The 21,738-nt window shown below is 73.3% G+C and carries 7 protein-coding genes and 1 pseudogene; all 8 read left to right on the forward strand.

The window, feature by feature from the left end; genetic code table 11:
• On the forward strand, nt 1-8,149 hold an 8,149-nt coding region (locus ACIP5M_RS35585), incomplete at its 5' end, for a type I polyketide synthase (protein WP_401205163.1).
• Between the two features lie 113 nt (nt 8,150-8,262).
• Nucleotides 8,263-13,635 (forward strand): annotated as a pseudogene (locus ACIP5M_RS35590) (type I polyketide synthase); the annotation flags it as partial.
• Between the two features lie 34 nt (nt 13,636-13,669).
• Nucleotides 13,670-17,479, forward strand: a complete 3,810-nt coding sequence (locus ACIP5M_RS35595) for a type I polyketide synthase (protein ID WP_401205165.1) — start codon at nt 13,670-13,672, stop codon at nt 17,477-17,479.
• A gap of 26 nt (nt 17,480-17,505) precedes the next feature.
• Complete coding sequence (locus tag ACIP5M_RS35600) at nt 17,506-18,738, forward strand: cytochrome P450 (protein ID WP_401205167.1); 1,233 nt, start codon at nt 17,506-17,508, stop codon at nt 18,736-18,738.
• A 51-nt stretch (nt 18,739-18,789) separates the two neighbouring features.
• Entirely contained in the window at nt 18,790-19,152 is a 363-nt protein-coding gene (locus ACIP5M_RS35605; RefSeq protein WP_401205170.1) for a nuclear transport factor 2 family protein, read from the forward strand.
• 50 nt (nt 19,153-19,202) lie between these two features.
• Nucleotides 19,203-19,955 (forward strand): thioesterase II family protein, encoded by a 753-nt coding sequence (locus ACIP5M_RS35610; protein ID WP_401205173.1) that lies wholly within the window; start codon nt 19,203-19,205, stop codon nt 19,953-19,955.
• An 11-nt stretch (nt 19,956-19,966) separates the two neighbouring features.
• Nucleotides 19,967-20,872, forward strand: coding sequence for a metallophosphoesterase family protein (locus ACIP5M_RS35615; RefSeq protein ID WP_401205175.1), 906 nt, complete (start codon nt 19,967-19,969; stop codon nt 20,870-20,872).
• Nucleotides 20,869-21,576: a 4'-phosphopantetheinyl transferase gene (locus ACIP5M_RS35620; RefSeq protein ID WP_401205177.1), complete on the forward strand. Its 708-nt coding sequence runs from the start codon at nt 20,869-20,871 to the stop codon at nt 21,574-21,576. The genes ACIP5M_RS35615 and ACIP5M_RS35620 overlap by 4 nt, the downstream gene beginning before the upstream one ends.
• The last annotated feature ends 162 nt before the right edge of the window (nt 21,577-21,738 follow it).

Raw genomic sequence — 21,738 nt, forward strand, 5'->3', positions numbered from 1 at the left:
CCGGCTGTTCGTCACCGGCGTCCCGGTCGACTGGACTGCGTACTACGAAGGCTCCGGCGCCCGGCGCGTCGACCTCCCCACCTACGCCTTCCAGCACGAGCGCTACTGGCTCATGCCGACCACCGGCATGGGCGACGTGTCCTCCGCCGGTCTCTCGGCCGCGGGCCACCCGCTGCTCGGCGCCGCCGTCGAGCTCGCCGACGGCGAGGGCCTGATCCTCACCGGACGGCTCTCCCGCCAGACCCACCCCTGGCTGGCCGACCACGCCATCCTCGACACGGTGCTGCTGCCGGGCACGGCCTTCGTCGAGCTCGCCACCCAGGCCGGCGACCGCGTCGGCTGCGACACCCTCGAGGAGCTCACCCTCGCCGCGCCTCTCGTCCTGCCCGAGCGCGGTGCCGTTCAGCTCCAGCTGACCGTCGGCGGACCCGACGCCTCCGGCCGTCGTGCGATCGCCGTGCACTCCCGCCCCGACGGCGAGGACCAGCCCTGGACCCAGCACGCCACCGGCAGCCTGGTGAACGCCGGCGTCCCCGCGCCCGCCGGGCTGCTCGTGTGGCCCCCGGCCGGTGCGACCGAGGTCGACGTCGAGGGCGCGTACGAGCGGCTCACCGAGCAGGGACACGGATACGGTCCCGCTTTCCAGGGCCTGCGCCGCGCCTGGCGGTCGCCCGACGGCGAGATCTACGCCGAAGTCGCCCTGCCCGACGAGCAGCGCACCGACGCCGCCCAGTTCGCCCTGCACCCGGCGCTCCTCGACGCGGCCCTCCACCCGCTGCTGCGCGGCGTGGTCGACGACGACCGCCAGGGCGGACTGCCGTTCTCCTGGTCCGGTCTCACCGTCCACGGCGCCGGAGCCTCCGTGCTGCGCGTACGGCTGACCCTGACCGGAGCCGACACGCTCCGGCTGGTCGCCTCGGACGGCACGGGCGCCCCCGTCGTCACCGTCGAATCCCTGCTGTCCCGGGCCATCTCCGCCGAGGCGCTGCGCAACGCCGGGAAGACCGGCAACGACGCCCTCTTCCACCTCGCCTGGACCCCCGTGCCGACCACGCCGACCGTGCCGGCGACCGACACCTGGGCGGTCCTCGCGGACGCCGGGTTCCCCGGCCTCACCGGACTGGGTGAGCCGACGGGCTGGCCGGCGCTCGAGGACGGATCCGCCGAGGTGCCCGCCGTGCTCCTCGCGCCACTCACCCCGCCGGAGACGTCCGACCCGGCGGCCGCCCTGCGCGCCGCGACGCTGGGTGCGCTGGAGCTCGTACAGAAGTGGCTGGGCGACGAGCGGTACGAGGACTCCCGGCTCGTCGTGCTGACCCGGGGTGCCGTATCGCCCGACTCCGACCAGCCCGGCGATCTGGCCCTGGCCGGCGTACGGGGTCTCCTGCGGACCGCGCAGAACGAGAACCCCGGTCGCTTCGTCCTCCTCGACCTCGACCCCACGGACGCCGTGGACACCGCGGGCGCTGCGGACGCACAGGCCGAGGCGATCGCCGCCGCCCTCGCCACGGGCGAGCCCGAGCTGGCCCTGCGCGACGGCGCCGCCTTCGCCCCGCGCCTCGCCCGCCTGGCCCTCCCGGCACCGGCCGACGGCGACTCCCCGCAGCCGGCCTTCGGCCCCGAAGGCACCGTGCTGATCACCGGCGCGACCGGCGACCTGGGCACCCTGCTCTCCCGCCACCTCGTCACCGAGCACGGCGTACGCAACCTCCTGCTCGTCAGCCGGCGCGGCGGCCAGGCTCCGGGCGCGGCCGAGCTGGAGACCGAACTGACCGCGCTCGGCGCGCACGTCACCTTCGCCGCCTGCGATGTCGCCGACCGCGACGCGCTCGCCGCGCTGCTCGCCTCCGTCCCCGCCGAACAGCCCCTGAAGGGCGTCGTCCACACCGCGGGCGTACTCGACGACGGCATCGCCGCGACCCTGACGGCGCAGCAGCTCGACCGCGTCCTGCGGCCCAAGGTCGACGCCGCGTGGAACCTCCACGAGCTCACCGAGGACCTGGACCTCACGGCCTTCGTCCTTTACTCCTCCTCCGCCGCGACCTTCGGCGGCCCCGGCCAGGCCAACTACTCCGCCGCCAACGCCTTCCTCGACGAGCTCGCCCGTCACCGCCGTGCCGCCGGGCTCCCCGCGACCGCGCTCGCCTGGGGTCTGTGGGCGCAGACCGGCGGTATCACCGACAGCCTGTCCCAGAACGACGTGGACCGGATCGCCCGCGCCGGCATGCTGCCGCTGGCCGAGGCCGACGGCATGGAGCTCTTCGACACCGTCGTCGGCTCCGGGCTCGCCTGGGCCCTGCCCACCCGCCTGGACCTGTCCGTCCTGCGTTCCCTGGGCGACGGACTGCCCGCGCTGCTGCGCGGTCTCGTACGCGGCGCCCCCCGGCGCAAGGCCGCCTCGGCCGGCACCGACAGCACCGCCGCCAACGCGCTGGCCCAGCAGCTCGCCGGGCTCGGCGACGCCGAGAGCGAGCGGGTCCTCATCGACTTCGTACGCGGCCACGTGGCGGCCGTACTGGGTCACAGCGACCTCGCGGCCATCGGCCAGGACCGCGCCTTCAAGGAGCTCGGCTTCGACTCCCTCACGGCGGTCGAGCTGCGCAACGAACTGAACGGCGCCACCGGTCTGCGCCTGCCCGCGGCCCTGATCTTCGACTACCCGACGCCGGCGGACATCGCCCGCTTCCTGCGCGGCGAACTCGCCGGGACCGGGACCGCCCCCACCCCCGCCCCGAGGGCCACGGCCGTCGTGGACGACGACCCGATCGCCATCGTCGGCATGGCCTGCCGGCTGCCCGGCGGTGTCACCTCGCCCGAAGACCTGTGGCGCATCGTCACGGACGAAGTGGACGCCATCGGCGGCTTCCCCACCGACCGCGGCTGGGACGTCGACGGCATCTACGACCCCGACCCGGAGGCGAAGGGCAAGAGCTACGCCCGCGAAGGCGGCTTCGTCGACGGCGTCGACCGCTTCGACCCCGCCCTCTTCGGGATCTCGCCGCGCGAGGCGCTCGGCATGGACCCGCAGCAGCGGATGCTCCTGGAGACCGTCTGGGAGAGCATCGAGCGGGCGGGCATCGACCCCGTCTCGCTGCGCGGCAGCCAGACCGGCGTGTTCGTCGGCGTCAGCGGCCAGGACCACGGCGGCGTGCTCGCCCAGGTCCCCACCTTCGAGGGCCAGTTGCTGACCGGCAGCGCCAACAGCATCGCCTCCGGCCGCATTTCGTACCACCTGGGCCTCACCGGCCCGGCGATCACGCTCGACACCGCCTGCTCGTCCTCCCTGGTCTCGCTGCACCTCGCGGCGCAGGCCCTGCGCTCGGGCGAATGCGACCTGGCCCTGGCGGGTGGCGCACTGCTCATGTCCACGCCCACCCTCTTCGTGGAGTTCAGCCGGCAGCGCGGTCTGGCCCCGGACGGGCGCTGCAAGGCCTTCTCGGCCGATGCGGACGGCACCGGCTGGGCCGAGGGCGTCGGCGTGCTGCTGGTCGAGCGGCTCTCGGACGCCCGGCGCAACGGGCACAAGGTGCTCGCGGTCGTACGGGGTACGGCCGTCAACCAGGACGGCGCGTCCAACGGCCTCATGGCCCCCAACGGCCCCTCGCAGCAGCGGGTGATCCGCCAGGCGCTGGCCGGAGCCGGCCTGACGGCGGCGGACGTGGACGTGGTGGAGGCGCACGGTACGGGTACCCGGCTGGGCGACCCGATCGAGGGGGAGGCGCTGCTCGCGACCTACGGCCAGGAGCGTCCGGAGGGGCAGCCCCTGCTGCTGGGCTCGGTCAAGTCCAACATCGGGCACACGCAGCACGCGGCGGGCGCGGCCGGAATCATCAAGATGGTCCTGGCCATGCAGCACGGCGTCGTGCCGAAGACACTGCACGCGGACGAGCCCTCCCCGATGATCGACTGGTCGGCGGGTGAAGTGGAGCTCGTCACGGAGGCGAGGGAGTGGCCGGAGACCGGCCGTCCGCGCCGCTCGGCGGTCTCGTCGTTCGGCGTGAGCGGGACGAACGCACACGTGGTGCTGGAGCAGGCTCCGGAGGTCGAGGAGCCGGTGGCCGAGGGTGTCGCCCCGGCTGTCGCCCCGCTCGTCGTCAGCGGCCGTACGGCCGGTGCACTGAAGGGCCAGATCGCTCGGCTGCGGGAGTTCGTGGCCGGTTCGGACGCCCGGCCGGTGGACATCGGTGCCTCGCTGGTGGCCTCGCGGTCGCTGTTCGAGCACCGGGCGGTTGTCGTCGGTGACGAGGTCGTCGAGGGTGTGGCCGGGTCCGGTCGACTCGGTGTGCTCTTCACGGGTCAGGGTGCTCAGCGGGCCGGTATGGGCCGTGAGCTGTACGAGGCCTTCCCCGCTTTCGCGAGCGCTTTCGACGAGGTGCTGTCCCACCTGGACGGTTCGCTGCGAGAGGTGATCTTCTCGGGTGAGGGCCTGGACGAGACCGGGAACACGCAGCCGGCTCTGTTCGCCCTTGAGGTCGCGCTCTACCGGCTCGTCGAGTCGTGGGGTGTGAAGCCCGAGGTCGTGTCCGGTCATTCGATCGGTGAGATCGCCGCTGCGCACGTCTCCGGTGTCCTGTCACTTGAGGACGCTGCGGCGCTGGTGTCGGCGCGTGGTCGGCTGATGCAGGCGCTGCCCGCGGGTGGTGCGATGGTCGCCGTGCAGGCGTCGGAGGAGCGGGTTCTTCCGCTGCTCGTAGGCCGCGAGGCGACCGTCGGGATCGCCGCGGTCAACGGTCCGACGTCCGTGGTTCTGGCGGGTGTTGAGGCCGAGGTCCTGGAGATCGCGGGCTCGCTGGGCGTGAAGTTCAAGCAGCTGTCCGTCAGCCACGCGTTCCACTCGCCGCTGATGGAGCCGATGCTGGAGGACTTCCGCCAGGTTGTTGCCGGGCTGACGTTCAACGCTCCGCAGATCCCGTTCGTTTCCACGGTGACGGGTCAGGCGGCGTCGGCCGAGGAGCTGACGTCGGTCGACTACTGGGTCGACCACGTGCGCCGCCCGGTCCGCTTCGCCGACGCGGTTGCCGCCCTCGAGGCCCAGGGCGTCGAGTCCCTGCTGGAACTCGGCCCCGACGGTGTCCTGTCCGCCCTGGCGGCCGAGGTCACCGAGACGGCCGTCACGGTCCCCGCCCTCCGCAAGGGCCGTCCCGAGGCCGAGCAGCTGATCGCCTCCCTCGGCCGGCTGTTCACCCGGGGCGTCCCGGTCGACTGGACTGCGTACTACGAAGGCTCCGGCGCCCGGCGCGTCGACCTCCCCACCTACGCCTTCCACCAGGACTCCTACTGGCTGCTGCCCCCGGCCGCCACCGGTGACGTCACCTCGGCCGGGCTCGACGAGGCCGGGCACCCGCTGCTCGGTGCCGCCGTCGAGCTCGCCCACGGCGAAGGTGCGGTGCTCACCGGGCGGCTGTCGCTCCAGTCGCACCCCTGGCTGGCGGACCACGCCGTCTTCGGTACCGTCCTGCTCCCCGGCACCGCCTTCGTGGAGCTGGCCGTCCGCGCCGGTGACCAGGTCGGCTGTGACTCCGTCGAGGAACTCACGCTCGCCGCACCGCTGGTGCTGCCGGAGCGGGGAGGCGTACAGCTCCAGATCACCGTTGCCGGAGCCGACGCTTCCGGCCGCCGTGAGCTGGGCATCTTCTCCCGGGCCGACGGTGAGGACCAGACCTGGACCCAGCACGCCAACGGCATCCTGGCCACCGGCTCGGTCCCGGCGCCCACCGCGCCGCTCTCCGCCGCCTGGCCGCCCGCCGGTGCGATGGAGATCGACCTGGCCGATGTGTACGGGCGCCTGGTCGACCAGGGCTACGGTTACGGGCCCGCCTTCCAGGGCCTGACCCGCGCCTGGCGGTCCTCCGACGGGGAACTGTTCGCCGAGATCGCGCTGCCCGACGCGCAGCGCGCCGACGCCGGCCGCTTCACCCTGCACCCCGCCCTCCTCGACGCGTCCCTGCACGTCCTGCTGCCGGGTGTCGCGGAGGCCGACGGGAAGCCGGGCCTGCCGTTCTCCTGGTCCGGGGTCGCCGTGCACACCACGGGCGCCACCGCACTGCGGGTGCGGCTGACCCGTACGACCGCGGAAACCGGGCTGGACGAGGTGTCCCTCGCCATCACCGACCCGGTGGGCACGCCGGTCGCCACGGTCGGGGCGCTGCTCTCCCGCGAGGTGTCCGCCGACATGCTGCGCAGCGCCGGTGTCACCCACCACGAGTCGCTGTTCCGCGTCGAGTGGACGCCGGCCGGCGGAGCCGTCGCCACGGACACCGACCTGGCCACCTGGGCGGTCCTCGGCACCGACGGCCTCGGCATCGGGGCCGTGCTGGACCCGGCCGGCGCCCTGCGCGCCCACGCCGACCTGCCCGCCCTGCGGGCCGCCGTGGACGCGGGCGAGCAGGTACCGTCCGTGGTGCTCCTCCCGCTGTCCGCCTCCGCGGACGGCGCCAGCGGCGCCGACCTCGGTGGGATCGCCCGTGCCACCACGCACCGGGCCCTCGAACTGGCCCAGGCGTGGATCGCGGACCGGCGGTTCGAGTCGTCCCGGCTGGTGCTGGTGACCAGCGACGCCGTGGCCGCCGACGCCGCGGCCGGGCTGGAGGGCCTCGTACTCTCCGGTGCCTGGGGCCTGTTCCGCTCCGCGAGCACCGAGAACCCCGGCCGCTTCGCCCAGATCGACCTGGACGGCACCGACGCGTCCCGGCGGCTCCTGCCGGCCGCGCTCGCGACCGGCGAGCACGAGCTCGTGATCCGCGACGGGGAAGCCCGCGCCCCGCGGCTCGCCAAGGTGGAGACGGCCCCCGCCGCGCAGTCCACCCCCTGGGATTCCGAGGGGACGGTGCTCGTGACCGGCGCGACCGGCGGCCTCGGCGTGCTGCTCGCCCGCCACCTGGTGGCCGAGCAGGGCGTACGGCACCTGCTGCTGGTGAGCCGGCGCGGTGCGAAGGCGCCCGGCGCGGCCGAGCTCGAGGCCGAACTGACCGGCCTCGGTGCGCACGTCACCTTCGCGGCCTGCGACGTGGTCGACCGGGGCGCGGTGGCGCAGCTGCTGGCCGGAGTGCCGGCCGAGCACCCGCTGACCGCGGTGGTGCACACCGCCGGTGTCCTGGACGACAGCATCATCGTGTCGATGACCGGCGACCAGCTGGACGCCGTCCTCCAGCCGAAGATCGACGCGGCGTGGAACCTCCACGAGCTGACGGCCGGGCTGGACCTGAGCGCCTTCATCCTCTACTCCTCCGTCTCGGGCATCCTCGGCCCGCCCGGACAGGCCAACTACGCCGCCGGCAACGCGTTCCTCAACGCGCTCGCCCAGCACCGCCGCGCGGCCGGGCTGCCGGCGACCTCGCTCGCCTGGGGCCTGTGGGACCACGGCATGATCGGCCACCTCGACGAGGCCGACCGCAAGCGCGTCGCCAAGGGCGGGGTGACCCCCATGTCCGAGGCCGAGGGCATGGCACTGTTCGACGCGGCCGTCGCGGAGGACCGCAACCTGCTGGCTCCGGTCCGCTTCGACACCACCGCCCTGCGGGCCCTCGGCGAGAACCTGCCGCCGCTGCTGCGCGGCCTCGTACGGGTGACGGCGCGACGGGCAACCGCCGCGGCCGCCGGTGGCGCGGGCACGGAGGGACCGGCCCCGCTCGCCCAGCGGCTCGCCGCTCTCGCCGGCGCCGAACGCGAGCAGGCGCTGGTCGACCTCGTACGGGGTGAGGTCGCGGCCGTCCTCGGACACTCCGGGCACGAGGCGGTCGACCAGACCCGTGCGTTCAACGAGCTCGGGTTCGACTCGCTCTCGGCCGTGGAACTGCGCAACCGGCTCAACGCCGTCAGCGGCCTGCGGCTGCCCGCGACGCTCGTCTTCGACTACCCGACGCCCGCAGCGGTCGCCGGATACCTGCTCGAGGAGATCCCGGTGGCCGGGGCGTCCCCGGTGGGCTCGCTCGCCGAGGAGATCGACCGCCTGGAGGCCAGCATGTCGGCCGCCGCGGGCGACGCCTCCGAGTACGAGGCCGCCGCGGAGCGACTGGAGAAGCTCCTGCTCCGCCTCCGCGAATCCTCGGGAACGGGCGCCAAGGCCGGCGATTTCTCCGAGGACGACATCCACGGGGCGTCCGTGGACGAGCTGCTCGACCTGATCGACGAAGAATTCGACCTCGCGTGAGGTCACGGACATTCGGAACCTTCGATACATCCGCCCCTCGCGGCAGAGGAAGTGACACGGTGCAGACCGAGAAGAACCAGCAGGAAAAGGTCGTCGACTACCTGAAGAAGGTCACCGCCGACCTCCGGCGGGCCCGCCAGCGGGTCCAGGAACTGGAGACGCGCGGCGAAGAGCCCCTCGCCATCGTCGGCATGGCCTGCCGCTACCCGGGCGGCGTGAGCTCGCCCGCCGACCTGTGGCGGCTCGTGAGCGACGGCACGGACGCCATCACCACCTTCCCGACCGGCCGTGGCTGGGACGAGGACCTGTACGACCCGGACCCCGACCACACGGGCAAGAGCTACACCCGTGAGGGCGGCTTCCTCCACGACGCCGACAAGTTCGATGCGGGCTTCTTTGGCATCTCGCCGCGCGAGGCCCTGGGCATGGACCCGCAGCAGCGGCTCCTGCTCGAGACCACCTGGGAGACCTTCGAAGGAGCCGGAATCGACCCGGCGTCGGTCCGCGGCACGGACATCGGCGTCTACGCCGGAGTCATGTACTACGACTACGCCCCGCCGGTCCGCGACATCCCGCAGGACCTCGAAGGCATCCTGATGACCGGCAACGCCGGCAGCGTCATCTCCGGCCGCCTCGCCTACTCCTTCGGCCTGACCGGTCCGACGGTCACCGTCGACACCGCCTGCTCCTCCTCGCTGGTCGCCCTGCACCTGGCCGGGCAGGCCCTGCGCAACCGGGAGTGCTCGATGGCCCTCGCGGGTGGTGTGGCCGTCATGCACACCCCCAGCACCTTCGTCGAGTTCAGCCGCCAGCGCGGTCTTGCCGCCGACGGCCGCTCGAAGTCCTTCTCGGCGGACGCCGACGGCGTCGGCTGGGGCGAGGGCGTCGGCATGCTGCTGGTCGAGCGCCTCTCGGACGCGCTGCGCAACGGGCACCAGGTCCTCGCGGTCGTCCGGGGTACGGCGGTCAACCAGGACGGCGCGTCCAACGGCCTGACCGCCCCCAACGGGCCCTCGCAGCGCCGCGTCATCCGCCAGGCCCTGGAGAACGCCCGCCTGTCGCCCGCCGACGTGGACGTGGTGGAGGCGCACGGCACGGGCACCCGGCTGGGCGACCCGATCGAGGCGGACGCGCTGCTCGCGACCTACGGCCGCCAGCGGCACGGCCAGGAGCCGCTGTGGCTCGGCTCCCTGAAGTCCAACATCGGGCACACGCAGGCCGCGGCCGGTGTCGGCGGCGTCATCAAGATGGTCGAGGCCATGCGCCACGGCATCCTGCCCAAGTCCCTGCACGTGGGGGAGCCCTCGCCGGAAGTCGACTGGTCGGCGGGCCAGGTGGAACTCCTGGCCGAGGCGCGGGAATGGCCGCAGACCGGCCGTCCGCGGCGCGCGGCGGTGTCCTCGTTCGGTGTGAGCGGGACCAACGCCCACGTGGTGCTCGAGCAGGCCCCGGCCGCCGAAGAGACCGCCGAGGACGAGGGAGTGGCCCCCGCGGTCACCCCGCAGGTGGTGTCGGGTCGTACGGCCGGCGCGCTGAAGGACCAGATCGAGCGGCTGCGGGACTTCGCGGCCGGCTCGGACGCCCGGCCGGTGGACATCGGCTGGTCGCTGGCCACCGGACGCGCGGTGTTCGACCACCGGGCGGTCCTCGTGGGCGACGAGGTGGTGGAGGGCCTTGCGGGGTCCGGTCGACTCGGTGTGCTCTTCACGGGTCAGGGCGCGCAGCGGGCCGGTATGGGCCGTGAGCTGTACGAGGCCTTCCCCGCCTTCGCGAGCGCTTTCGACGAGGTGCTGTCTCACCTGGACGGTTCGCTGCGTGAGGTGATCTTCTCGGGTGCGGGACTGGATGAGACCGGGAACACGCAGCCGGCGCTGTTCGCGCTTGAGGTGGCGCTGTTCCGGCTGGTCGAGTCGTGGGGTGTGAAGCCGGAGGTTCTGGCGGGTCACTCGATCGGTGAGATCGCTGCCGCGCACGTCTCCGGTGTGCTGTCGCTGAAGGACGCTGCGGCTCTCGTTGCGGCGCGTGGTCGGCTGATGCAGGCGCTGCCCGCCGGCGGTGCGATGGTCGCGGTCCAAGCGTCGGAGGAGCAGGTTCTTCCGCTGCTCGCCGGCCGGGAGACGACGGTCGGCATCGCTGCCGTCAACGGCCCGACCTCCGTCGTCCTGGCAGGTGTTGAGGCCGACGTACTGGAGATCGCGGGCTCGCTGGGCGTGAAGTCCAAGCAGCTGTCCGTCAGCCACGCGTTCCACTCGCCGCTGATGGAGCCGATGCTGGAGGACTTCCGCAAGGTCGTCGCGGGGCTGACGCTCAACGCCCCGCGGATCCCCCTCATCTCCACGGTCACCGGCCGGCCGGCAACGGCGGAGGAGCTGACCTCGGTCGACTACTGGGTCGACCACGTCCGCCGTCCCGTCCGCTTCGCCGACGCGCTCGGCACCATCGAGGCACGAGGTGTCGAGTCCCTCCTCGAACTCGGCCCCGACGCCGTCCTGTCCGCCATGGCCGCGGAGGCCGAAGGCCTCACGACCGCGCCGGCGCTGCGCAAGGGCCGCCCCGAGCCGGAGCAGCTCGTCACCTCCCTCGGCCGGCTGTTCGTCACCGGTGTCTCCATCGACTGGGCGGCGTACTACGCGGGCTCCGGCGCCCGGCGCGTCGACCTGCCCACCTACGCCTTCCAGCACGACCGCTACTGGCTCATCACCGAGCCCGGCACGACGGTGGAGGCCGCGTTCGGGCACGCGCTGCTGCGCTCCGCCGTCCAGCTCGCCGACGGCGACGGCCTGGTCCTCACCGGCCGGGTCTCCCTCGCCGCCCACGCCTGGCCGGCCGACCACACGGTCCTGGGCGCCGCGACCTTGCCGGGCGCGGCCTTCGCCGAACTCGCCGTCCAGGCCGCGGACCGCGTCGGCTGCGGCACCGTCGAGCAGCTCACCCTGTCCGCGCCGCTGGTCCTGCCCGAGCAGGGAACCGTTCAGCTCCAGCTGATCGTCGCCGCCGCGGACGCCTCCGGCCGCCGCGCGCTGGGAGTCTTCTCCCGCCCCGACGGCGAGGACCAGCCCTGGACCCAGCACGCCGAGGGACTCCTGGCCGCGACCGGCGGCTCCGCACCGGCACCCCTCGGCACCTGGCCGCCGGCCGGGGCGACGGAGGTCGACGTCGAGGACGCCTACGGGCGACTCGCGGCGCGCGGACACGGCTACGGCCCCGCCTTCCAGGGCCTGCGCCGCGCGTGGACCTCGGGCGGCGAGCTGTTCGCCGAGGTCGACCTCGCCGACGAGCAGCACGCCGAGGCCCAGGAATTCGCCCTGCACCCCGTCCTGCTCGACGCGGCCCTGCACGCCGCCGTCGTCACCGGTGCCGCCGTGGTCCCGCCGGACGCGCACGCCGACGCGGCGATCACCCCCCTCACCTGGTCCGGCATCAGCGTCCACGCGACCGGCGCGACCTCGCTCCGGGTCCGGATCACCCCGGGGGACGACGGTTCCCTCGCCGTGTACGCGGTCGACGCGCAGAACGCCCCCGTCGCCACCGTCAAGGCGCTGACCTGGCAGGCCGTACGGCCCGAGGAGCTGCTCCGCACCACCGGCACCACCGCCGGCCAGGACGGGCTCTTCCAGCTGGACTGGCTGCCGGTCACCGACGCCCGCTCCGTCGAGCCGGTCGAGGCGCGGGTCCTGCGCTCCGCCCGGGAGCTGGCGGAGCTCGACACCCTTCCCGCCGTGGCGGTGGCCTCCCCGGACGCCACCGACGACGTGCGTACGGCCACGCGGTCCGCGCTGGAGCTGGTCCAGGGCTGGCTCGCCGACGAGCGGTCCGCGGACTCCCGGCTCGTCTTCGTGACCAGCGGTGCGGTCGCCACGGACGGCGGCTCCCGCCCCGCCGACCCGGCCGCCGCCGCCGTCTGGGGTCTGATCCGGTCGGCGCAGAGCGAGAACCCGGGCCGCTTCACCCTCGTGGACACGGACACGCCCGACGTCTCCACCGCGGCCGGCCTCGCCGTCGCCACGGACGAGCCCCAGCTCGCCCTGCGCGCGGGGATCGCCCACGCCCCCCGCCTCGTACGCACCCGCACCGACGCCGCCGGGGACACGGCCGGCGCCTTCGGCGGCCCCGAGGGAACCGTCCTGATCACCGGCGGCACGGGCGCCCTCGGTGGTCTGCTGGCCCGCCACCTGGTGACCGCGTACGGCGTGCGGCACCTCCTCCTGACCAGCCGCCGCGGCCTCGCCGCGCCCGGCGCCCGGGAGCTGGCCGACGAACTGACCGGGCTCGGCGCCGACGTGACGGTCGCCGCCTGCGACGCCGCCGACCGCGAGGCGCTCGCCGCCCTGCTGGCCGCCGTACCGGACGAGCACCCGCTCACGGCGGTCGTCCACACCGCGGGCGTCACCGACGACGGTGTCGTGGCATCCCTCGACGCCGACCGGTTCGACCGCGTCCTGCGCCCCAAGGCCGACGCGGCCCGCAACCTCGACGAGCTGACGCGCGGCCTCACCCTGTCGGCGTTCGTCCTGTACTCCTCCGTCTCCGGTGTGCTCGGCGGCGCCGGGCAGGCCAACTACGCGGCCGCCAACGCCTACCTCGACGCCCTCGCCGAACAGCGCCGGGCCGCGGGACTGCCCGCGCTCTCCCTCGCGTGGGGCGCGTGGGGCGGCGCCGGCGGCATGGCCGGCGAGCTGGGCGAAGCGGACCTGACCCGACTGCGCCGCACCGGCATCGTGCCGCTCACCCCCGAGCACGGCCTGGCCCTCTTCGACGCCGCCGTGGGGCACGGCAACCGCACCGGGCGCGCGGTGCTCGTACCGGCCCCGCTCGACACCGCCGTCCTGTCCCGGCAGACGGACACCCTGCACCCCGTCCTGCGGGCCCTCGTACCGGCCGCGAACCGGCGCAGCGCCTCCAACCACGCCGGGGAACAGGGGCAGTCGCTCGCCCAGCGCCTGGCCGCACTGCCCGCCGAGGCCCAGATGGGAGAACTCACCGCACTGGTCCGGACCCAGGTCGCCCGCGTACTCGGCCACAGCGGCCCGGAAAGCGTCGATCCCGAACGCGCCTTCAAGGAGCTCGGCTTCGACTCGCTGACCTCGATCGATCTCCGCAACCGGCTCAACGGGGCGACCGGCCTGCGCCTGCCGGCCGCCCTCGTCTTCGACCACCCGACCCCGGAAGCGGTCGCCGGCTTCCTCCGCGCCGAACTGCTCCCGCAGCTCCGCGGCGCGGCCGACGACACCGAGGACCCGCAGGAGCGGGAGCTGCGCGAGCTGCTCACCTCGATCCCCCTCGACCGCGTCCGCCGGGCGGGACTCCTCGACCTGCTGCTCGGGCTCGCCGGCTCCGACGCGGAGGCGGCCGCCCACGGTGGCGCAGCGGCCGACGGCGCGGCCGGCGCCGGCGACACGCGCGAGGGTGTCGACGCCATCGATGCGATCGACGCCATGGACGCGGAAAGCCTGCTGCTGCTGGCGGGTGGCGGCCCTGCCGCCTGACGACCACCCGCCCCTACGCACCCGAGAGAGCGTCATGACCCAACTCAACGAACAGCTCGTCACCGCGCTGCGGTCCTCACTCAAGGACGTGGAGCGACTCAAGCAGCAGAACCAGCAACTGATGGAGGCCACCCGGGAACCCATCGCCATCGTCGGCATGGCCTGCCGCTTCCCCGGCGGAGTCGGCTCGCCCGAGGACCTGTGGCGCCTCGTGTCCGACGGCGTCGACGCGGTCGGCCCCTTCCCCGAGGGCCGCGGCTGGCCCGAGGACCTGTACGACCCGGACCCCGCCAACTCCGGTACGACGTACGCCAAGGAGGGCGGCTTCCTCTACGACGCCGACCGGTTCGACCCGGGCTTCTTCCGGATCTCCCCGCGCGAGGCACTCGCCATGGACCCCCAGCAGCGGCTGCTGCTGGAGGTCGCCTGGGAGACGATCGAACGGGCCGGCATCGCCCCCGAAACCCTGCGGGGCAGCAAGACCGGCGTGTTCGTCGGGGGCAACGGCCAGGACTACCCCCTGCTCCTGACCGACCCGCCGAAGGAGATCGAGGGCCTGCTCATCACGGGCAACGCGGCCAGCGTCGCCTCCGGCCGGATCTCCTACACGCTGGGCCTGACCGGCCCGGCGGTCACCCTCGACACCGCCTGCTCCTCCTCGCTCGTGGCCCTGCACCTCGCCGTGCAGGCGCTGCGCGCCGGCGAGTGCTCCATGGCGCTCGCCGCCGGTGTCACGGTCATGTCCACCCCCTCCGGCTACATCGAGTTCAGCCGCCAGCGGGGGCTCGCCCCCGACAGCCGGTCCAAGGCGTTCTCGGCGGACGCGGACGGCGTCGGCTGGGGCGAGGGCGTCGGCATGCTGCTCGTGGAGCGCCTCTCGGACGCACGGCGCAACGGGCACCGGGTCCTCGCGGTCGTCCGGGGTACGGCGGTCAACCAGGACGGCGCGTCCAACGGCCTGACCGCCCCCAACGGGCCCTCGCAGCGCCGCGTCATCCGCCAGGCCCTGGAGAACGCCCGGCTGACACCGGCGGACGTCGACGCGGTGGAGGCCCACGGCACGGGCACCCCGCTCGGCGACCCCATCGAGGCGGACGCGCTCCTCGCCACGTACGGCCGGGAGCGCCCAGAGGGCCGGCCGCTGTGGCTGGGCTCGGTGAAGTCGAACCTTGGCCACACGCAGGCGGCCGCCGGGGTCGCGGGCGTCATCAAGATGGTCGAGGCCATGCGCCACGGCACCCTGCCCCGCACCCTGCACGTCACCGAGCCGACGCCGGAGGTGGACTGGTCGGCAGGCGGAGTGGAGCTGCTGACCGAGGCCCGGGAGTGGCCGGAGACCGGCCGTCCGCGCCGGGCGGGTGTCTCCGCCTTCGGGATCAGCGGGACGAACGCGCACGTGGTGCTGGAGCAGGCTCCGGAGATTGAGGAGCCGGTGGCCGAGGGCGTTGCCCCGGCTGTCACCCCGTTCGTGGTCAGTGGCCGGTCGGCAGGTGCGCTGCAGGGGCAGGTGGAGAGGCTGCGGGAGTTCGTGGCCGGTTCGGATGCCCGGCCGGTGGACATCGGCGCGTCGCTGGTGGCGTCGCGGTCGCTGTTCGAGCACCGGGCGGTTGTCGTCGGTGACGAGGTCGTCGAGGGTGTGGCCGGGTCCGGTCGACTCGGTGTGCTCTTCACGGGTCAGGGTGCTCAGCGGGCCGGTATGGGTCGTGAGCTGTACGAGGCCTTCCCTGCCTTCGCGGCTGCTTTCGACGAGGTGCTGTCGCACCTGGACGGTTCGCTGCGAGAGGTGATCTTCTCGGGTGAGGGCCTGGATGACACCGGCAACACCCAGCCGGCTCTGTTCGCCCTCGAGGTGGCGCTGTACCGGCTGGTCGAGTCGTGGGGTGTGAAGCCGGAGGTCGTGGCGGGTCATTCGATCGGTGAGATCGCTGCCGCGCACGTGTCGGGTGTCCTGTCGCTGGAGGATGCTGCGGCGCTGGTGTCGGCGCGTGGTCGGCTGATGCAGGCGCTGCCCGCGGGTGGTGCGATGGTCGCCGTGCAGGCGTCGGAGGAGCGGGTTCTTCCGCTGCTCGTCGGCCGTGAGAAGACGGTCGGTATCGCGGCGGTCAACGGTCCGACGTCCGTGGTTCTGGCGGGTGTTGAGGCCGAGGTCCTGGAGATCGCGGGCTCGCTGGGCGTGAAGTTCAAGCAGCTGACCGTCAGCCACGCGTTCCACTCGCCGCTGATGGAGCCGATGCTGGAGGACTTCCGCAAGGTCGTCACCGGGCTGACCTTCAATGCTCCCCGGATCCCGTTCGTCTCCACGGTCACCGGCCGTCTGGCCACCGCTCAGGAGCTGACGTCGGTCGAGTACTGGGTCGACCATGTCCGCCACCCGGTCCGCTTCGCCGACGCGGTCACCACCCTCGAGGCCCAGGGCGTCGAATCCCTCCTCGAGCTCGGCCCCGACGCGGTCCTGTCCACGCTGGCCGCCGACATCACCGAGATCCCGGCGGTCCCCGCGCTGCGCAAGGGCCGTCCCGAGGCGGAGCAGCTGATCACCTCCCTCGGCCGGCTGTTCGTCACCGGTGCGTCCGTCGACTGGGCCTCGTACTACGCGGGCTCCGGCGCCCGGCGCGTCGATCTGCCCACCTACGCCTTCCAGCACGAGCGCTACTGGCCCGACGGCGCCTCCCTCGCCCGGTCCGCCGGGGCGCGCGACGGCGATGCGCCGATGGTCGCGCCCACTGCTCCCGAAGGCCCGCTGGATCTGGCCGAGTTGGTCCGTACGCAGGTGGCCGCCGTCCTCGGGCACTCCGACCGGGACGCGATCGACGACCGGCAGTCGTTCACCGACATGGGGATCAACTCCATCGCGGTCGTCGAGCTGCGCGCCCGGATCCGGGCCGCGTCCGGCATCGCGCTGAACGCCGCCGACGTCTTCGACCACCCCACGATCGCCGCTCTCACCGAGCACCTCCTCGCCACCCTTCCCGCCGCTCCCGCCTCCGCCTCCTCCGCCCCGGCGGACGGGCTGGTGGAACGCTTCCGCCGGGCGTGCCTGGCGGGCCGCGGCCCGGAGGGCATCCGGTTCCTGGCCGCCGCCTCGCGGCTGGCCGCCGAGGAGCCGGCGGGCGGCGCGGTGCGCCGGCCGGTCCGCTTCTCGGCGGCCGACGACGGCCGGGCGGCGGGCGGGGAGAGCCCCGTACTGATCTGCCTGCCGTCCTTCGTGGCCCCGGCCAGCCCCCTCCAGTACACCCGCCTCGCCGCCGCCCTCGGCGACGGCCACACCGTCCGCGCGCTGCCGCTGCCCGGCTACGAGCACGGTGAGGGGCTGCCCGCCACCCTGGACGCGGCCGTACGCGACCAGGCGGCGGCGGTGCGGGAGGCAGCCGGCGGCAGCCCGTTCGTCCTCGTCGGCTACTCCTCCGGCGGCTGGCTCGCGCATGCCGTCGCGCAGGCCCTTGACGCCGACGGCGGGCCCCGGGCCGAGGGTGTCGTCCTGCTCGACACCTATCTGCCGGGCGACGCCGAGACCGGCGAGCTCCAGGTCTCGCTGTTCCAGCAGCTGGCCGCCCGGCCCGAGCTGGTCGCGATGGTGGACGACACGAAGCTGATGGCGATGGGCCGCTACCTGTCGCTGTTCGAAGACTGGACGCCCGCGGCGGCGGCCACCGCGCCGACGCTGGTCGTGCGTGCGGCCGACTTCCTGCTGGAGCCCGGCGCCACCCCCTTCGGCAGCCGGCGCGCCGGATGGCCGCTGCCGCACACCGAGGTGGCCACGGCCGGCGACCACCTCACCGTCATCGAGGAATTCGCGGAATCGACGGCGAAGGCCGTCGACCACTGGCTGGCCGGGCTCGTATGAGCACGACCCTCGGAAAGGACCTTCCCTTGTCCATCGGAACGACCATCGAAGCAGGCGGAGTCGACCTGCTCAGCTGGAGCTTCGTGCAGGACCCCTACGCCACGTACGAGAAGCTCCGCGAGGAGGGCGCCGTACGCCGCCACGTGGTCAAGACCCTCGCCACCGAACTCCACGCCTGGGTCGTGACCGACTACGAGAACGGCCGTGCGCTGCTGGCCGATCCGCGCCTGTCCAAGGACGCGGTGAACCTGCCGGCGGTGGTGACGGCCCAGTCCGTGGACCCGGACTTCAAGGCCACCGAGCAGCCGCGCAGCATGCTGTTCAGCGACCCGCCCGAGCACACCCGGCTGCGCAAGCTGATCGGCAAGGCGTTCACCATGCGCCGCGTGCAGAAGATGCGGCCGTGGATCGAGCAGACCACCGACGCACTGCTGGACCGGATTGTCCCCGGCGAGGAGTTCGACCTCGTCGACGACATCGCCCTCGCGCTGCCGATCTACGTCATCGGCAACCTGCTCGGTGTCCCCGAGGAGCGGTTCGAGGACTTCAAGACGTGGAGCGGCGCCCTCGCGAGCGTCGACATCTCCGCGGAGGAGAAGCAGAAGGCCCTCGGCCAGGCCTTCGCCTACCTGGGGCAGCTCGTCGCCGAGAAGCGGGCCAACCCCGGGGAGGACATGGTCTCCGCGCTGATCGAGGCCGACGACGACGGGGTGCGGCTCACCGACACCGAGCTGATGTCGACGATCTTCCTGGTGATGAACGCAGGCTACGAGACGACCGCGAACATGATCAGCAGCGGCGTGCTGGCCCTCCTCGACCACCCCGGCCAGCTGGAGCAGCTGCGCACCGACCCCTCCCTGATCCCCGGCGCGGTCGAGGAGTTCCTCCGCTACGAGAGCCCCCTGAACCTCTCGACGATCCGCTACACCACGAGCCCCGTCGAGGTCGGCGACGTCACCATCCCCGAGGGCGAGATCGTCTTCATCGCGCTGATGTCGGCCAACCGCGATCCCGAGAAGTACGCGGACCCGAACCGGCTCGACGTGACCCGTCCGGCGGCCCATTCCCACCTGTCCTTCGGGCACGGCGTGCACCACTGCCTGGGCGCCCCGCTCGCCCGCCTCGAAGGCGAAATCATCTTCACCAAGCTTCTGGAGCGGTTCCCGGACTGGCGGCTGACCGTCGAGCCGGCCGCTCTCGAATGGCGCTACACGGCGCAGTTCCGCGGCCTGGAAAAGCTTCCCGTCCGCATGGCCTGACCCGCCGCACATCCCACACAACCCACCACAGCAAAGAAGGGCACCACAGCCATGGGCAAGGGCAAGGACATCGTCAACCGTTTCTTCGAGGCCGGTCTGCGGGACGACATCGAGGCCGCCGCCGCCTGCTTCACGGACGACGGCCGCTGGATCATGGCGGAGGGCGCCGAGCCGGGCACCACGTACACGCGTGAGGAGATCCCGGCCTTCCTCGACAAGATCATCGGCCTGCGCAAGGAATACGAGGCGAAGGGGATCACGCTGGAATACGGCGAGCTCCTCGAGGTCGAGGACCGCGTCATCCTCGAATTCACCGTCAACTCCCCGGAGGGCAAGGTCCTCGACCGGGCCGTCGACCTCTTCACCATCCGCGACGGGAAGATCGCCGTGAAGGACGTCTTCCGCAAGGCGTAGCGGAACCAGCCACAGGAACACCCAGGAAGACGCAGGAGAAGAACACACTCATGACCGACGATCTCTGGATACGGAACTTCCACGCGGCCCCCGAGGCCCCGACGCGCCTCGTGTGCCTCCCGCACGCCGGCGGTTCGGCCAGCTTCTACTTCCCGGTCTCCCGCGCCCTCGCGCCGGACATCGAGGTGCTGGCCGTCCAGTACCCCGGCCGCCAGGACCGTCGGTCCGAGCCGGTCATCACCGACGTCGGCGTCCTCGCCGACCACGTGGTGGAGCAGCTGGGCGAGTCCGGGGACGACCGCCCGACGGCCCTGTTCGGGCACAGCATGGGCGCGTTGGTGGCCTTCGAGGTGGCGCGCAGGCTGCAGGCCCGCGGGACCGCCCCGTCGGCCCTCATCGTCTCCGGGCGCCGGGCCCCGCACCTCCAGCGCGAGGCCAACGTCCACAAGCGGTCGGACGACGGCCTGGTGGCCGAACTGAAGGCGCTCAGCGGCACCGACGCCGACCTCCTGGGCGACGAGGAGATCCTGCGGATGATCCTCCCCGCCATCCGGGGCGACTACCAGGCCGTGGAGACCTACCGGATGGGGCCCGGGCCCGCCCTCACCTGCCCGGTCCTGGCCCTCGTCGGGGACAGCGACCCCCGGGTCGACGTCGAAGGCGTCGGCGGCTGGGCGGAGCACACCGACGCCGGGTTCGAGCTGAAGGTGCTGCCGGGCGGCCACTTCTACCTCGTCCACGAGCAGGAGGCCGTCCTCTCCGCGATCCGCACCCGCGCCACCGCGCGCCCGGTCGCGGTCTGACGGGATCCGCCATGCCGAACAGCGCACGGAAAACGGGCGGTTCGCTCCTCGCCATCAGCGATCTGCACATCCACTACGAAGAGAACCGGCGGATCCTCGACGAGCTGCGGCCGGAGACGGACGAGGACTGGCTCCTGGTCGCCGGCGACGTCGGTGAGATCGCCTCCGAGATCGAGGAGGCCCTGCGCCTGCTCGCCGGCCGGTTCGCCAAGGTCGTCTGGGCGCCCGGCAACCACGAACTGTGGACACCGCGCGAGGACCCCCTCCAGCTCCGCGGGGAGCAGCGCTACCGGCACCTCGTGGAGATGTGCCGTTCGCTGGGCGTGGTCACCCCCGAGGACCCCTACCCGGTCTGGGAGGGCGAGGGCGGCCCGGTCACGGTCGCCCCGCTCTTCCTGCTGTACGACTACACGTTCCGCCCGCCGGGAGTGACCTCCAAGGAGGTCGCGCTCCGGCGGGCGGAGGACGCCGGTGTCGTCTGCACCGACGAGTTCCTGCTCCACCCCGACCCCTACCCGAGCCGGGAAGCCTGGTGCCGGGCCCGGGTCGCCGCCACGGAGGCCAGGCTCGCGGCCCTCCCCGCCGGCACCCGGACCGTACTGGTCAACCACTACCCGCTCGTGCGCGAGCCCATGGACGTGCTCTGGCACCCCGAGTTCGCCCTGTGGTGCGGCACCGAGGCGACCGCCGACTGGCACCGCCGGTTCGGCGCCGCGGCGATGGTCTACGGCCACCTGCACATCCGCCGCACCATCCACCGCGACGGGGTCCCCTTCGAGGAGGTCTCGCTGGGCTACCCGCGCGAGTGGAGCCGGCGCCCCGGCGGGCCGGGCGGGCTCGTACGCATCCTGCCCGCCCGGGCGGGGACGCACGACGACCGCGGACACACGCGAGGACGACAGGGGGACCGTTCGTGATCGAGGAACTGCTGCCCGACACGGCCGTATCGGCCGAAACCTTCGGGGACCTGCCGGAATCCGTGCTGTACCCGCAGGAGAAGGCCCTGGTGGCCGAGAGCACCGCAGAGCGCCGGAGGGAGTTCGCGACGGTACGGGGCAACGCCCGCAAGGCGCTGGCCCGGCTCGGCGTCCCGCCCGCCCCCATCCTGCCCGGCACCCGCGGTGCGCCCGGCTGGCCCGAGGGCATCGTCGGCAGCATGACGCACTGCGCCGGCTACCGGGCCGCGGCGGTGGCGCGCGCCACCGACCTGGCGGCGATCAGCGTGGACGCCGAGCCCAACCAGCCGATCTCCAACGCGGGCATGCGCGCGCTGGTCACGATCCCCGAGGAACGCCTCTGGCTGACCCAGCTGTCCCTGCGGCGTCCCGATGTGCACTGGGACAGGCTGGTGTTCAGCGCCAAGGAGAGCGTCTACAAGGCCTGGTACCCGATCACCGGCCGGTGGCTGGACTTCGACGAGGTGATGATCACCGCCGACGCGGAGGCCGGCACCTTCCACGCCCGCCTGCTGGTACCGGGCCCCACGGTCGACGGCACCCGCCTCACCGGCTTCAGCGGCACGTGGATGGCCCGCCGGGGCCTCCTGATCACCGCCATCGCCCTGCCCCGAGCCGCCGCACCGGCGGCCTCCGACGCGGCCCCGCAGGCCGCGCACCGATGACTTCTTCCGCACGACGTACGAGGAGCACCCCTCATGACCATCACCGATGAGCCGCTCACCCCACCGGCGGACGCCCGCGGGCGCGTGGCCGAGTTGCAGTCCCTGCGTGAGCAGGCGCGGCGCGGGCCGAGTGATCGTGCGACCGAGGCGCAGCATGCGAAG

This window comes from Streptomyces sp. NPDC088762, from assembly GCF_044750905.1.
Classification (GTDB): Bacteria; Actinomycetota; Actinomycetes; order Streptomycetales; family Streptomycetaceae; genus Streptomyces.